This window comes from Pseudomonas sp. ES1 (assembly GCF_050586605.1).
In the GTDB taxonomy this organism is placed as follows: Bacteria; Pseudomonadota; Gammaproteobacteria; order Pseudomonadales; family Pseudomonadaceae; genus Aquipseudomonas; species Aquipseudomonas sichuanensis.
This window is the reverse complement of sequence record NZ_JBOBDM010000096.1, coordinates 1-13,484: the sequence shown is the minus strand read 5'-3', so window position 1 is coordinate 13,484 and position 13,484 is coordinate 1. Positions and strand designations below refer to the sequence as shown.

General features: G+C 63.3%; 13 protein-coding genes. 11 read left to right on the top strand and 2 right to left on the bottom strand.

Translation table 11 applies throughout. The features are described from left to right. Positions 1-203: 203 nt before the first annotated feature. Positions 204-749, bottom strand: coding sequence for an RrF2 family transcriptional regulator (locus ACQ4N9_RS25490; RefSeq protein WP_125464434.1), 546 nt, complete (start codon positions 747-749; stop codon positions 204-206). 269 nt (positions 750-1,018) lie between these two features. On the opposite strand from ACQ4N9_RS25490, the gene ACQ4N9_RS25485 reads away from it, so the two are divergent. Beyond that, the gene (locus tag ACQ4N9_RS25485; protein ID WP_390970948.1) at positions 1,019-2,218 is read left to right on the top strand and encodes an NAD(P)/FAD-dependent oxidoreductase; all 1,200 of its coding nucleotides are present in this window, start codon (positions 1,019-1,021) and stop codon (positions 2,216-2,218) included. A gap of 229 nt (positions 2,219-2,447) precedes the next feature. Beyond that, the gene (locus ACQ4N9_RS25480; protein ID WP_390970946.1) at positions 2,448-4,073 is read left to right on the top strand and encodes a methyl-accepting chemotaxis protein; all 1,626 of its coding nucleotides are present in this window, start codon (positions 2,448-2,450) and stop codon (positions 4,071-4,073) included. Between the two features lie 91 nt (positions 4,074-4,164). On the opposite strand, the gene ACQ4N9_RS25475 is transcribed toward ACQ4N9_RS25480, so the two are convergent. Further along, on the bottom strand, positions 4,165-5,568 hold the full coding sequence (locus ACQ4N9_RS25475; protein WP_258642117.1) for a purine-cytosine permease family protein: 1,404 nt from the start codon (positions 5,566-5,568) through the stop codon (positions 4,165-4,167). Positions 5,569-5,885: 317 nt separating this feature from the next. On the opposite strand from ACQ4N9_RS25475, the gene ACQ4N9_RS25470 reads away from it, so the two are divergent. From ACQ4N9_RS25470 to ACQ4N9_RS25430, 9 genes are all read left to right on the top strand, one after another. Next, entirely contained in the window at positions 5,886-6,371 is a 486-nt protein-coding gene (locus ACQ4N9_RS25470; RefSeq protein ID WP_390970944.1) for a flavin reductase family protein, read from the top strand. 65 nt (positions 6,372-6,436) lie between these two features. Next, positions 6,437-7,477, top strand: coding sequence for an LLM class flavin-dependent oxidoreductase (locus tag ACQ4N9_RS25465; RefSeq protein ID WP_390970941.1), 1,041 nt, complete (start codon positions 6,437-6,439; stop codon positions 7,475-7,477). A gap of 322 nt (positions 7,478-7,799) precedes the next feature. Then, positions 7,800-8,396, top strand: a complete 597-nt coding sequence (locus tag ACQ4N9_RS25460; RefSeq protein WP_003256068.1) for an amino acid synthesis family protein — start codon at positions 7,800-7,802, stop codon at positions 8,394-8,396. Positions 8,397-8,464: 68 nt separating this feature from the next. Beyond that, positions 8,465-9,298, top strand: a complete 834-nt coding sequence (locus tag ACQ4N9_RS25455) for an alpha/beta fold hydrolase (RefSeq protein ID WP_390970939.1) — start codon at positions 8,465-8,467, stop codon at positions 9,296-9,298. Next, positions 9,295-10,776, top strand: a complete 1,482-nt coding sequence (locus ACQ4N9_RS25450; RefSeq protein WP_390970937.1) for an aldehyde dehydrogenase — start codon at positions 9,295-9,297, stop codon at positions 10,774-10,776. The genes ACQ4N9_RS25455 and ACQ4N9_RS25450 overlap by 4 nt, the downstream gene beginning before the upstream one ends. 12 nt (positions 10,777-10,788) lie before the next feature. Beyond that, on the top strand, positions 10,789-11,274 hold the full coding sequence (locus ACQ4N9_RS25445; RefSeq protein ID WP_125858987.1) for a flavin reductase family protein: 486 nt from the start codon (positions 10,789-10,791) through the stop codon (positions 11,272-11,274). Between the two features lie 177 nt (positions 11,275-11,451). Beyond that, positions 11,452-11,841 carry a carboxymuconolactone decarboxylase family protein gene (locus ACQ4N9_RS25440; protein ID WP_125464441.1) on the top strand — a complete coding sequence of 130 codons (390 nt, stop codon included), beginning with the start codon at positions 11,452-11,454 and terminating at the stop codon, positions 11,839-11,841. Positions 11,842-11,931: 90 nt separating this feature from the next. Then, the gene (locus tag ACQ4N9_RS25435; protein ID WP_110996546.1) at positions 11,932-12,684 is read left to right on the top strand and encodes a GntR family transcriptional regulator; all 753 of its coding nucleotides are present in this window, start codon (positions 11,932-11,934) and stop codon (positions 12,682-12,684) included. 2 nt (positions 12,685-12,686) lie between these two features. Further along, positions 12,687-13,250 (top strand): NUDIX hydrolase, encoded by a 564-nt coding sequence (locus ACQ4N9_RS25430; RefSeq protein ID WP_390970934.1) that lies wholly within the window; start codon positions 12,687-12,689, stop codon positions 13,248-13,250. The last annotated feature ends 234 nt before the right edge of the window (positions 13,251-13,484 follow it).

The following is a 13,484-nucleotide window of genomic DNA, read 5'->3' as shown; positions in this document are numbered from 1 at the left end:
CGAAGCGCAGCGTAGGGGCCGGATGATGGGAGCGAGCGGTTTTTGGTTACTTTTTTCCAAGAAAAAAAGTAACCCGCCGTAAAGGCGGAAAGGTGACTACGCGTCGACATCGCAAATGAATGCGCATAAACCTATCAAAACAAAAACGCGCTCACTGAATAAAATCAAGAAATCAAGAAAAGAAACAGCAGCCCTAGAACAACTTAAACAGCCACCACCGGTATATCCCCGCTACCACTCCCCTTCCCGTCCCGCCGCTCCCCCATCCACTCATTGACCTGCTGCCCAAACGCCGCCGGCGCCTTGCGCCCGAACCGCCGCGCCAAGTCCAGGATCGTCTGCTGCGCCAAAGCCTCCTCCATGCGCTTCTGCGCCCCCAGCATCACCGCATTGATCGCACACGTCCCCTCGACCGCCCAAGCCGGCGCCGAGCCTTCGAACACCGCACAACGCTCCCGAATCTCGCGGCAATCGAAAATCTTCTTGTGCCCATCGATGGCCGTGACGATATCCAGCACCGTTATTTCATCCGACGGCCGCGCCAGACGGAAACCACCCCGTACACCCTCGGTAGCCGCAACCAGCCCGGCCCGAGCGAGCTTGGTGAACACCTTCGCCAGGTACTCCTGCGGTACACCCTGCAACTCGGCCAGGTCACGCACGCTGGACTCGCGGCTGTCGCCACGCTCGTCCACCAGGAACAACAGGCAATGGATACCGTACTCAACGCCGGCACTGTAGAGCGACATGTCAATCTCCGACTTAATTTGTCGCAAATACTACGCCCATCAACGGCAACTGGCAAAGCCTCAGCTTGCCGCCCGTCGCCAGTCCATCAGTACAACAAGCACCTGTAAACCAGCAAAACCGCAGGTTTTGACCGCCCTTGCCAAGGCCCGGACGGGGACTGGCTGAAAAAAATACTTGCCGAGACAAACTACGATCAATACAGTCGTAGTTATTCGGCAGGCAGCCAACGCACCACCGAAGCCCTTTCCCCACCTAGCGGAGCACTCACATGACCCCACATATCCTGATCATCGGTGCCGGCTTTGCCGGTGTATGGAGCGCCCTGAGCGCCGCTCGCCTGCTCGACCAGGCCCAGGCCGGCGACGTGCGCATCAGCGTGCTGGCTCCGCAGCCAGAGCTGCGCATCCGCCCACGCTTCTACGAAGCCGATGCCCACACCTTGCAGGCCCCGCTGAGCGACTTGTTCGATGTGGTTGGCGTGCAGTTCATCCACGGCAACGCCGAAAGCATCGACAGCGCCGCGCGCCAGGTCGGCTATATCGACGCCAATGGCCAGCGCCAGCAGCTGGGCTACGACCGCCTGATCCTCGCCGCCGGCAGCCAGGTCGCTCGCCCCGCCGTGCCGGGCCTGGCCGAGCACAGCTTCGATGTCGACCAGATGGAATCGGCTGTACGCCTGGAGCAGCACCTGGTTGGCCTGGCCAAGCTGCCCGCCTCGCCGGCACGCAACACCGTGGTGGTGTGCGGCGGCGGCTTCACCGGCATCGAGACCGCTACCGAAATGACGCCCCGTCTGCGTGCCATCCTCGGTGAAGGCAATGTCCGCGTGGTGCTGGTGGACCGGGCCGACAGCATCGGTGCCGCCCTTGGCGCCGGTATCACCCCGGCCATCGTCGCCGCCTCGGAACACGCCGGTGTCGAGTGGCTGACCGGTGCTTCGGTAGTGGCCGTAGAGGCAGGCGGCGTGACCCTCGACAATGGCGAACACATCGCCAGCAACACCGTGATCTGGACTGCTGGCGTCAAGGCCAGCCCGCTGACCGCGCAGGTCGCAGGCGAGCGTGACGCCCTGGGCCGGCTGCGGGTTGACCCGCACCTTAAAGTTGTCGGCCAGGCGCATATCTACGCCACCGGCGACGTCGCCTGGGCCGCGGTGGACGACATCGGCAACCACGCGCTGATGACCTGCCAGCACGCCATCCCCATGGGCCGCCATTCGGGCAACAACGCCATGGCCGACCTGCTGGGCCTGGCGCCCGTGGTGTACCGCCAGCCGAAGTACGTCACCTGCCTGGACCTGGGCGAATGGGGCGCGGCCTACAGCGAGGGCTGGGAACGCGAACTGGTGCTGCAAGGCCAGGAAGGCAAGAACCTCAAGCGCCAGATCAACACCCTGTGGATCTACCCACCAGCAGCCGACCGTGAACAGGCGCTGGCAGCCGCAGACCCGGCGATTGCCATCGTATAAGTGAACTAAAACTGACTGATCCGTCAGTTTATGACGGATCAGCCTGTACGTGCTGTTACATTGAATGACTGGTCAATAATAATGGCCATATGGCATCATTGGCGCCAAAAAAACATCACGAAGGTGAGGAACACACCTAACCCGCAGCGCATCGAGAGCCTGGCACCCCGCCATCGCGGCCCTCAAACCATGCTCTTGACGCCTGCACGCCAACGTCAAGGAGCATGCCATGCAGTTACGGAATATGAAGATCGGCAAACGCGCCGCCAGCGTGTTCGCGCTTTTAGGTGCACTGGTCCTGGCAATGGGCCTGCTTTCTCTCTACGAAACCCGGCAGATGGACAGCGCCACCGACGAAATTCGCATCACCTGGATCCCCGCCGTCGTTGCCCTCAACGACATCGGCAGCAATCTCGGCCGCGTCCGCGCGCTCACCCTGCGCACCGCCCTGGATGACGACAGCAACGAGCGAGCCCGCAATACTGCCCTGCTCCAGACCGTCAACGATCAGTTGCAAGCCGCCCTCAAAGACTACGAAGACACCATCATCGCCGCCGATGACCGCGCCCTGTTCAATGCCTTCAACGCTGCCCACCAGCAGTACTACAGCCTGCAGCAGGAAGTATTGAAGGACATCAACGCCGGCCGCGCGGCCGATGCCAAACGCAAGATCAGCGGCCCGCTCACCCAACATGCCGACAGCATGATGAAAGCCATGGCGGCCCTTATCGCCTACAACGGCAAGGGCGCCGAAGATGCTTCGCAGCGCAGCAGCGACGTCGCCGACGAAGCCTTCAGCGTGATCGTCAGCTCACTGCTGGTGATCATCATCGCCCTCATCGCCATCGCCATCCTGCTTACCCGCAGCATCGTCGTCCCGCTGGCCGACGCCGTGGCCGTGGCCGAGCGTGTGGCCACCGGCGACCTCACCCGCGACATCCAGGTCAGCGGCCGTGACGAACCGGCACTGCTGCTGCGTGCCCTGAGCCAGATGCAACAGAGCCTGCGCGACACCCTGCGCAAGATCGCCGCCTCCTCCGACCAACTGGCCTCGGCCTCCGAAGAACTGCACACGGTCACCGAAGACACCAGCCGCGGCCTGCACCAGCAGAGCGCCGAGATCGACCAGGCCGCCACGGCAGTCAACCAGATGACCGCTGCGGTCGAGGAAGTGGCCAATAACGCGGTAAGTACCGCCGATGCGTCGAAGGGCGCCGACCAGACCACCCGCGACGGCCGCGACCAGGTCAACCAGGCCTTGAGCTCGATCCAGCATCTGGTCGACGACGTCACCGGCACCTCCCAGGAAATCGAACAACTGGCCAGCAGCGCCAACGAAATCAGCCGGGTGCTGGACGTGATCGGTTCGATTGCCGGGCAGACCAACCTCCTGGCGCTCAACGCGGCCATCGAGGCAGCCCGTGCCGGCGAGGCCGGGCGCGGCTTTGCAGTGGTCGCTGACGAAGTACGGGCACTGGCCCACCGCACCCAGCAGTCCACCGCCGAGATCGAGCAGATGATTGGCGGCATCCAGGACGGCACCGGGCGCGCGGTCAGCGCCATGCACAGCAGCCAGGGCCGCGCCAACGGTACGCTGGAAGTGGCGCAGTCGGCCGGCCAGGCGCTGGAGCTGATCGCCGAGGCCATCGCCTCGATCAACCAGCGCAACCTGGTGATCGCCAGTGCCTCGGAACAACAGGCGCAGGTGGCACGGGAAGTGGACCGTAACCTGGTGAACATTCGCGACCTGGCCATGCAGACTTCCGCCGGCGCCAACCAGACCAGCGCGGCAGCGCAGGACCTGTCGCGCCTGGCGGTGGAATTGAACGCCATGGTGGCGCAGTTCAAGGTTTGATCCGAGGGCTGCACAGGGTTTGAAAACATCGCGGGGCAAGTCGCAGCGGTGTGCCGCTGCGAATTGCCCCGCGATGCATCTGCGCGATGAATCAGTCGTTCGCGCCAATCACCCTGCCCGCCTTCACCGGCGTGTTACGCGTCGCCAGGCAGTAATACAGCGGCACGGTCACGATCAAGCCGAACAGCCACGAAAGGTCAGCCCCTTCGACGATGTTCGAGTACGGCCCCACATACAGCGCAGTGTTAGCGAACGGCAGCTGCACCAGGATGCCGCAGGCGTAGGCAATGATCGCGTGGTGGTTGAAGCGGCCGTAAATGCCACCGTCGGCGCTGAAGATCGAGGCGATGTCGTACTCGCCCTTCTTGATCAGGTAGAAGTCCACCAGGTTGATCGACGCCCACGGCACCAGCACCAGCAGCAGCGCCAGGATCAGGCCGATGAACTCACCGATGAAGTCGGCCGAAGCGTTAAGCGCGACCATGCCGCAAGCCACCAGGATCACCGTTGCCAGCACCACGCGCACCTTGATGCTCGGCGTCCACTGGGCGGCGAACGTCTGGATCGCAGTGACGATCGACAGCACCGCGCCGTACAGGTTGAGGGCGTTGTGGCTGATGATGTTGAGCAGGAACAGCACCATCAGGATCGGCCCCAGCCAGCCGGTGGCCTGCTTGACCGCGGCCATGGCGTCAGTGCCTTGCGGTACGCACAGCACCGCCACCGCACCGAAGCTGAAGCACAGGATGGTGCCCAGGGTGGCGCCGAAGTAGGTGGCCCAGAACGGCTTGGCAATGCCGATCTCACGCGGCAGGTAACGCGAATAGTCAGAGGTGTACGGCGAGAAGCTGATCTGCCAGATGGTGCCCAGCGACACAGTGGCGATGAAGCCCGACAGGTTGAACGCGCCACGGCTGAAGAAGTCCGCCGGCAGGTCCTGGGCGAACATCATGATGAAACCGGCCAGCAGCGCCGAGCCCATCACCCAGGTACCGATGCGGTTGAGGATGTGGATGAAGCGGTAGCCGATCACGCCGATGGCGGTGGCGCTCAGGGCGCCGATGACGATGGCGCTGGGCATCGGCACGCTGGGGGCGATGCCGTGGATCGACTTGCCCGCCAGGACGATGTTGGAAATGAAGAAGCCGACGTAGATCAGCGCGGTGAAGAACACGATCAGCAGCGCGCCGTAGCGGCCGAACTGGCCACGGCTCTGCACCATCTGCGGAATGCCCAGTTGCGGTCCCTGCGCAGAGGCCAGGGCGAGTACCACACCGCCCAGCAGATGGCCCAGCGCGATGGCGATCAGGCCCCACAACAGGTTCAGGTGGAACACCTGCACCACCATGGCCCCGGTGACAATGGGCAGTGGCGCGATGTTGGTGCTGAACCACAGGGTGAACAGGTCGCGCGCCTTCCCATGGCGCTCGGCAGGTGGAACGTAATCGACCGTGTGATTTTCGACAAACTGGTGTTGCGACGACGGTTGGGACATATGTTTTCAGCTCGAAAGGTCGTTTTTTATCTTTGTATGGAAACCGCTCAAGGCGGCCTCTCAGCTGCGGACCATATTATGGTATTCCAAACTTTTGACAACACTGCGCCGCGCTTTTTCAGCGCATCTGATCTGCCTGGCGCCCCGCCTTGGCGCAGCCTCTTCACTGCCAAACCCAATGAATACGGGGCCTTAACCGTTCATCGCGTTATCCGTGCACCCGAAAATTCCGCTTGCAAAATAGGTATTACGGTATACCATCAGACACATCAACGATAAAAACCGCGGACCACCGCAGCCCTTCCGAGGTACACAAGATGATCGACGCAACTGTCTACAAGAACGTCCTGGGCTCCTTCCCGTCCGGCGTTACCGTCATCACCACCCTGGACGACGACGGCTCGATCGTCGGCCTCACCGCCAGCGCCTTCTCCTCGCTGTCGATGGACCCGCCACTGGTGCTGTTCTGCCCCAACTACAGCTCCGACTCCTACCCTGTGTTGATGAAGAACAAGCGCTTCGCCATTCACCTGTTGTCCGGTGAACAGCAAGCCGAGGCCTATGCATTCGCGAAAAAGGGCAAGGACAAGGCCAGCGGTATCGAATGGACCCTGAGCGACCTCGGCAACCCGATCCTGGCCGGCGCCACCGCCGTCATCGAATGCGAACTGTGGCGCGAATACGAAGGTGGCGACCACGCCATCATGGTCGGCAAGGTGCACAACCTGATCGCGCCGCAAGAGGCACCACGGCCGATGATCTACTGCCGCGGCAAGATGGCCAGCCTGCCAGCCTTCGCATGATGCAACCCATCTGAAAACCTGCCCCGGCAGGCAACAACAAGACAACAAGCTCCGAGGAAAGCCCCATGAAATTTTCGTTGTTCGTGCACATGGAACGTTGGGATGAACAGGTCAGCCACCGCCAGCTGTTCGAAGACCTGACCGAACTGACCTTGATGGCCGAAGACGGCGGTTTCAGCACCGTGTGGATCGGCGAACACCACGCCATGGAATACACCATCTCGCCGAGCCCGATGCCGCTGCTGGCCTACCTCGCCGCACGCACCGAGAAGATTCGCCTGGGCGCCGGCACCATCATCGCGCCGTTCTGGAACCCGATCCGCGTGGCCGGCGAATGCGCCCTGCTCGATGTGATCAGCAACGGTCGCATGGAAGTGGGCCTGGCCCGCGGCGCCTACCAGTTCGAATTCGACCGCATGGCCAACGGCATGCCGGCCACCGACGGTGGCAAGGCCCTGCGCGAAATGGTGCCGGTGGTGCGCAAGCTGTGGGAAGGCGATTACGCCCATGACGGCGAAGTCTACAAGTTCCCCACCTCCACCAGCGTGCCCAAACCGTTCAACGCCACGCCGCCGATGTGGATCGCCGCCCGCGACCCCGACTCGCACAACTTCGCCGTGGCCAATGGCTGCAATGTCATGGTCACCCCGCTGATGAAGGGCGACGAAGAAGTGCTGGACCTGAAGAACAAGTTCCAGGCCGCCCTGGACAACAACCCGGATGTGCCGCGCCCGCAACTGATGGTGCTGCGCCACACCCACGTGCACAGCCCGTCGGAGCCTGAAGGCTGGAAAATCGGCGCCCAGGCCATCTCGCGCTTCTACCGCACCTTCGACGCCTGGTTCGGCAACAAGACCACCCCCGTCAATGGCTTCCTGGAGCCCAGCCCTGAATCGAAGTTCGCCGAAGTGCCAGCGTTCGAGCTGGACAACATCCGCAAGAACACCATGATCGGCACCCCCGAAGAGATCATTGCGCGCATCAAGTATTACCAGGAGCTCGGCGTCGACGAGTTCAGCTTCTGGTGCGACAACAGCCTGCCCCATGCCGAAAAGAAAAAGTCGCTGGAGCTGTTCATCAAGGAAGTGGTACCGGCCTTCGCCTGAATTCCCTTTGCCTGAAACATTGCGGGACACGCCCGCTCCCGTGGGCCTTCGCGGCCTGCGCGAGCGGGCTTTTTTTCGCAACGGCATCTGGCCTCTTCGCGGGTAAACCCGCTCCCACACGACTTGCGCTGCCTTGAAGATTGCGCGGTACCTGTGGGAGCGGGTTTACCCACGAAGAGGCCAGTACAGACAGCACAGATATCAAGGCATCAGCCGACCTTTCGTCCCCTTCCCAACGAAATTTTCAGCCCCCTCTTGCACATCAAATATTATGGTATACCATCAGACAACAAGAGCTGATAACCCTCACCAGGAGCCCCCCATGAGTTTCGAAATCCGCAAGATCGTCACCTACTCCGAAGAAACCCGCATCGAAGGCGGCAAGGCCACAGACAAGCCGGTGACCATGGTCGGCCTGGCCGTGGTGATCAAGAACCCATGGGCCGGTCGCGGTTTTGTTGAAGACCTCAAGCCGGAGATCCGCGCCAACTGCTCCGAGCTGGGCGCACTGATGGTCGAGCGCCTGACCGCCGCCATCGGCGGTGCCGACAAGATCGAGGCCTACGGCAAAGCCGCCGTGGTCGGCGCCGACGGCGAAATCGAGCATGCTTCGGCGGTGATCCACACCCTGCGCTTCGGCAACCACTACCGCGAAGCCGTGCAGGCCAAGAGCTACCTGAGCTTCACCAACAAGCGCGGCGGCCCGGGCACCTCGATCCAGATCCCGATGATGCAGAAGGACGACGAAGGCCTGCGCTCGCACTACATCACCCTGGAAATGCAGATCGAAGACGCCCCGCGCGCCGACGAGATCGTCGTGGTGCTGGGCGCCGCCGACGGTGGCCGCCTGCACCCACGCATCGGTAACCGCTACATCGACCTGGAAGAACTGGCTGCCGAAAAAGCCAACGCTCAATAACAACAACCAAGACGGGCCTGGGCGTGGCGAGCATTCCCGCCGCGCCCGACCTTCAAGGAGCGCCCTCCATGATTCAGCCTGTCGCTGAACGTACACCGGCCGGGACCAGTTACCTGGACCTAGGCCAGGGCCAGCCCGTGGTACTGATCCACGGCGTGGGCCTGAACAAGGAAATGTGGGGCGGGCAGATCGTCGGCCTGGCCAACGACTACCGCGTCATCACCTACGACATGCTCGGCCATGGCCAGAGCCGCGTGCCCGCCAGCGACACGCCGCTCGAAGGCTACGCCGAACAGCTCGCCGAATTGCTCGACCACCTGCAGATCGCCCAGGCCACCGTGATCGGCTTTTCCATGGGTGGCCTGGTGGCCCGCGCCTTCGCGCTCGCTTACCCGCAGCGCCTGGCCGCACTGGTGGTGCTCAACAGCGTGTTCAACCGCACCCCCGAGCAGAGCGCCGGGGTGATCGCCCGTGCCGCGCAAGCCTTTGAACAGGGCCCCGACGCCAACGTCGACGCAGCGCTCGAGCGCTGGTTCAGCCGCGAATACAAGGCCGCCAACCCGGCCCAGGTCGCCGCCATCCGCCAGGTGCTTGCCAGCAACGACCCGCAGGGCTACCACACCACCTATTCGCTGTTCGCCACCCAGGACATGTACCGCGAAAGCGACCTGGGCAGCATCCAGGTGCCGACGCTGATCGCCACCGGCGAACTCGACAGCGGCTCCACCCCGGCCATGACCCGCCAGCTCGCCGCGCGTATCCCCGGTGCGCAGAGCGTGGTCCTCGCCGAGCAACGGCATATGATGCCGGTGGAAGCGCCGCGCGAAGTCAACAAGATGCTGCTGGACTTCCTCAAGCAAGCCCGCACCCTCACCGAATCCGCCAAGGGGATTGTTGCATGACCCTCGTTCGTTTCCAGATGTGCATCGACGGCCAGTGGCTCGATGCCCAGAGCGGCAAGACCTTCGACAGCCTCGACCCGGCCACCGCCCAGGCCTGGGCGCAACTGCCAGACGCCGCCGAAGCCGACGTCGAGCTGGCCGTGCAGGCCGCCCAGCGCGCCTTCGAAGGCTCTGCCTGGCGCGGCCTCACCGCCACCGCCCGGGGCAAACTGCTGCGCCGCCTGGGCGATTTGATCGCCGAGAACAAGGAACACCTGGCCCAGCTGGAGAGCCGTGACAACGGCAAGCTGATCCGCGAAACCCGCGGCCAGGTCGGCTACCTGCCGGAGTTCTTCCACTACACCGCGGGCCTGGCCGACAAGCTCGAAGGCGGCACCCTGCCGCTGGACAAGCCGGACCTGTTCGCCTACACCGTGCACGAGCCGATTGGCGTGGTGGCCGGGATCATCCCCTGGAACAGCCCGCTGTACCTGACCGCGATCAAGCTGGCCCCGGCCCTGGCCGCCGGCAACACCATCGTGCTCAAGCCCTCCGAGCACGCTTCGGCGACCATCCTCGAGCTGGCCCGCCTGGCCCTCGAAGCCGGCTTCCCGGCCGGCGTGGTCAACGTAGTGACTGGTTACGGCCCAAGCACCGGCGCCGCCCTCACCCGCCATCCGCTGGTGCGCAAGATCGCCTTCACCGGCGGCGCCGCCACCGCCCGCCATGTGGTGCGCAGCAGCGCCGAAAACTTCGCCAAGCTGTCGCTGGAGCTGGGCGGCAAGTCGCCGAACATCATCTTCGCCGACGCGGACCTGGACAGTGCCATCAACGGCGCCGTGGCCGGCATCTATGCCGCCTCCGGGCAAAGCTGCGTGGCCGGTTCGCGGCTGCTGGTGCAGGACGAGATCTTCGACGAGTTCGTCGAACGCCTGATCGCCCGCGCCAAAAGCATCCGCATCGGCAACCCGCAGGACGAAAGCAGCGAGATGGGCCCCATCGCCACCGCTCAGCAACTGGCCGTGATCGAAGGCCTGGTGGCCGCGGCCAAGGCTGAAGGCGCCACGCTGCGCATGGGCGGCAAGCGTGCCGAGGTCGAAGGTGACGGCTGGTTCTACGAGCCGACCCTGTTCGAGTGCGACAGCAACTCGATGACCATCATGCAGGAAGAAGTGTTCGGCCCGGTCGCAGCGGTGATCCGCTTCAAGACCGAGGAGCAGGCCCTGGCGATGGCCAACGACTCGCAGTTCGGCCTGGCCGCCGGCATCTGGACCCGCGACCTGGGCCGCGCCCACCGCCTGGCCCGCGACGTGCGCTCCGGGATCATCTGGGTCAACACCTACCGCGCGGTATCGGCCATGGCCCCCATCGGCGGTTTCAAGAACAGCGGCTATGGCCGTGAGAGCGGCATCGATTCGGTGCTTGCCTATACCGAGCTGAAGACGGTGTGGATCAACCTCTCCACCGCGCCCATGCCCGACCCGTTCGTGATGCGCTAGGAGGAACACGAGATGATCGAACCCGGCATCTACAAAGACGTGATGGGCTCGTTCCCGTCCGGTGTCACCGTGGTCACCACCCTGGACGCCGACGGCGCCATCGTCGGCATCACCGCCAGCGCCTTCAGCGCGCTGTCGATCGAGCCGGCACTGGTGCTGTTCTGCCCCAACTACGCCTCGGACACCTACCCGATCCTGCGCGACAGCAAGCAGTTCGCCATCCACCTGCTGTCCGCCGACCAGACCGCCGAGGCCTATGCCTTCGCCGGCAAGGGCAAGGACAAGGCCAAGGGCATCGACTGGCAGCTGAGCGAACTGGGCAACCCGTTGCTCACCAAGGCCACGGCGATCATCGAGTGCGAACTGTGGCGCGAGTATGACGGCGGCGACCACGCGATCATCGTCGGCGCGGTGAAGAACCTGGTGCTGCCCGAGCAGCCGGTGACGCCGATGGTCTACCACAAGGGCAAGCTCGGCGCGCTGCCGCCGCTGGGTTGATATCCAGCCAGGCTTTTCGCGGGTAAACCCGCTCCCACAGGTACTGCACACATCCTGTGGGAGCGGGTTTACCCGCGAAGAAGGCAACCCCGACCTTACAGTTTCCGGGGGCCGCGCATACCCCCTCACCTTCGGTTGCGGCCCCCCTTTTCATTCAACGTTCAAGGACCTCGGCAGATGAGCAACGAAAAGTACGAGAAAGGCCTGCAGATCCGCACCCAGGTACTGGGCGAGGACTACGTCAACCGCTCGATCCAGAACGCCGACGAGTTCACCAAGCCGCTCCAGGAGCTGGTTACCGAGTACTGCTGGGGCCATGTCTGGGGCCGCGATGGCTTGTCGCTCAAAGAGCGCAGCATGATAAACTTGGCCATGATTTCCGCGCTCAACCGGCCCCACGAGCTCAAGCTGCACATCCGCGGCGCCTTGCGCAATGGCCTGAGCCGTGAACAGATTCGCGAGATCCTGCTCCAAGTCGGCATTTATTGCGGCGTACCTGCGGCGGTGGACAGTTTCCGCCTGGCCCGCGAGGCCTTCGCCGAAGCCGATGCAGAGTCAACCCGTTAACAACGGGCTGTTTCGAACCACTGCAAGGAGCGCCACGGTTCGTGGCCCTTCGCGATGTTGGCGCAACAGCCTCATAAAAGAGCGCCCCTGATGAAACGCCAGCCACTCGACGACAGCTTCAAGGTCAACCGCAACCCCGTTACCCTGCGTGAAATCGTGCTGGACAAACTGCGCAGCGCGATCATGAACTTCCACCTGCTGCCGGGCGATCGCCTGGTCGAGCGCGACCTCTGCGATCGCCTCGGCGTCAGCCGCACCTCGGTCCGCGAAGCCCTGCGCCACCTCGAATCCGAAGGCCTGGTCGAGTTCGCCGACGCCAAGGGCCCACGCGTGGCCATCATCACCCTGGAAGACGCCCGCGACATCTACGAGCTGCGTTGCGTGCTCGAAGGCCTGATCGTCCAGTTGTTCACCCTCAACGCCAAGACCAAGGACATCCGCGCCCTGGAGCGCGCCCTGGAAGTCAACCGCGAAGCGCTGGAAGACGGCGAGCTGCAGCAGGTGCTCGACTCGGTGCAAGGTTTCTACGACGTGCTGCTCGAAGGTTCGGGCAACCAGGTGGCCGCCCAGCAGTTGCGCCAGTTGCAGGCGCGCATCAGCTACCTGCGCGCCACCTCGGTGTCGCAAGAGAACCGCCGCAGCGCCAGCAACCGTGAAATGGAAAAAATCGTCGAGGCGATCAAGAGCGGCGACCCGCAAGTCGCGCACCAGGCCTCGGTCGACCATGTACGCGCCGCCGCAAAAGTGGCACTGGACTACCTGCGCCAGAAACAGGACGACAACGCCAAGGTCCGCGAAATCGTCGCTCCCCTGCCCCTCAAGGACCCTCGCATAGGCCGCTGACCATGCCCACCGCCCCGCGCTACTGCCCGCACTGCACCACGGAACTGGCCCGGGGCGTCCCCAACGGCGACACCCACGAACGTCTGCACTGCACCGACTGCGGCTACATCCACTACATCAACCCGAAAATCATTGCTGGCTGCATCATCGAGCGTGATGGCAAGTACCTGTTGTGCCAGCGGGCCATTGCGCCGCGGCCAGGGACCTGGACACTGCCGGCCGGGTTCATGGAGGCTGGCGAGACCACCGAGCAGGCGGCGTTGCGCGAGGTATGGGAAGAGAGTGGCGTGCGGGGCGAGATCGTCTCGCCTTACTCGATTTTCAGCGTGCCGCAGATCAGCGAGGTGTACATCATCTTCCGCGCCATTGCGACTGAAGAGACCGGGGAGTATGGGGCTGAGACCCTGGCCTACAAGTTCTTCGAGCCTGACGAGATTCCTTGGGACGAGATCTATTACCCGGCGATTCGGCAGATCTTGGAGCGGTACATTCTTGAGCGGCAGGCGGGGGTGTATGGGATTTATATGGGGAATGATGATAGCGGGAAGGTGCATTTCATTCGTTGAGTGGGGTTCGGGTTCGGGTTCGGGTTCGGGTTCGGGTTCGGGTTCGGGTTCGGGTTCGGGTTCGGGTTCGGGTTCGGGTTCGGGTTCGGGTTTCAGGGTGTTTGTTTTTGTAGATGTATGCGCATTCAGCGGTGATGTCGACTTTTAGTTACCTTTCCGCCCTTACGGCGGCCTACTTTTTTCTTGGAAAAAGTAGGCAAAACCGCTTGCTCCCATCATACGGCCCCTGCGCTG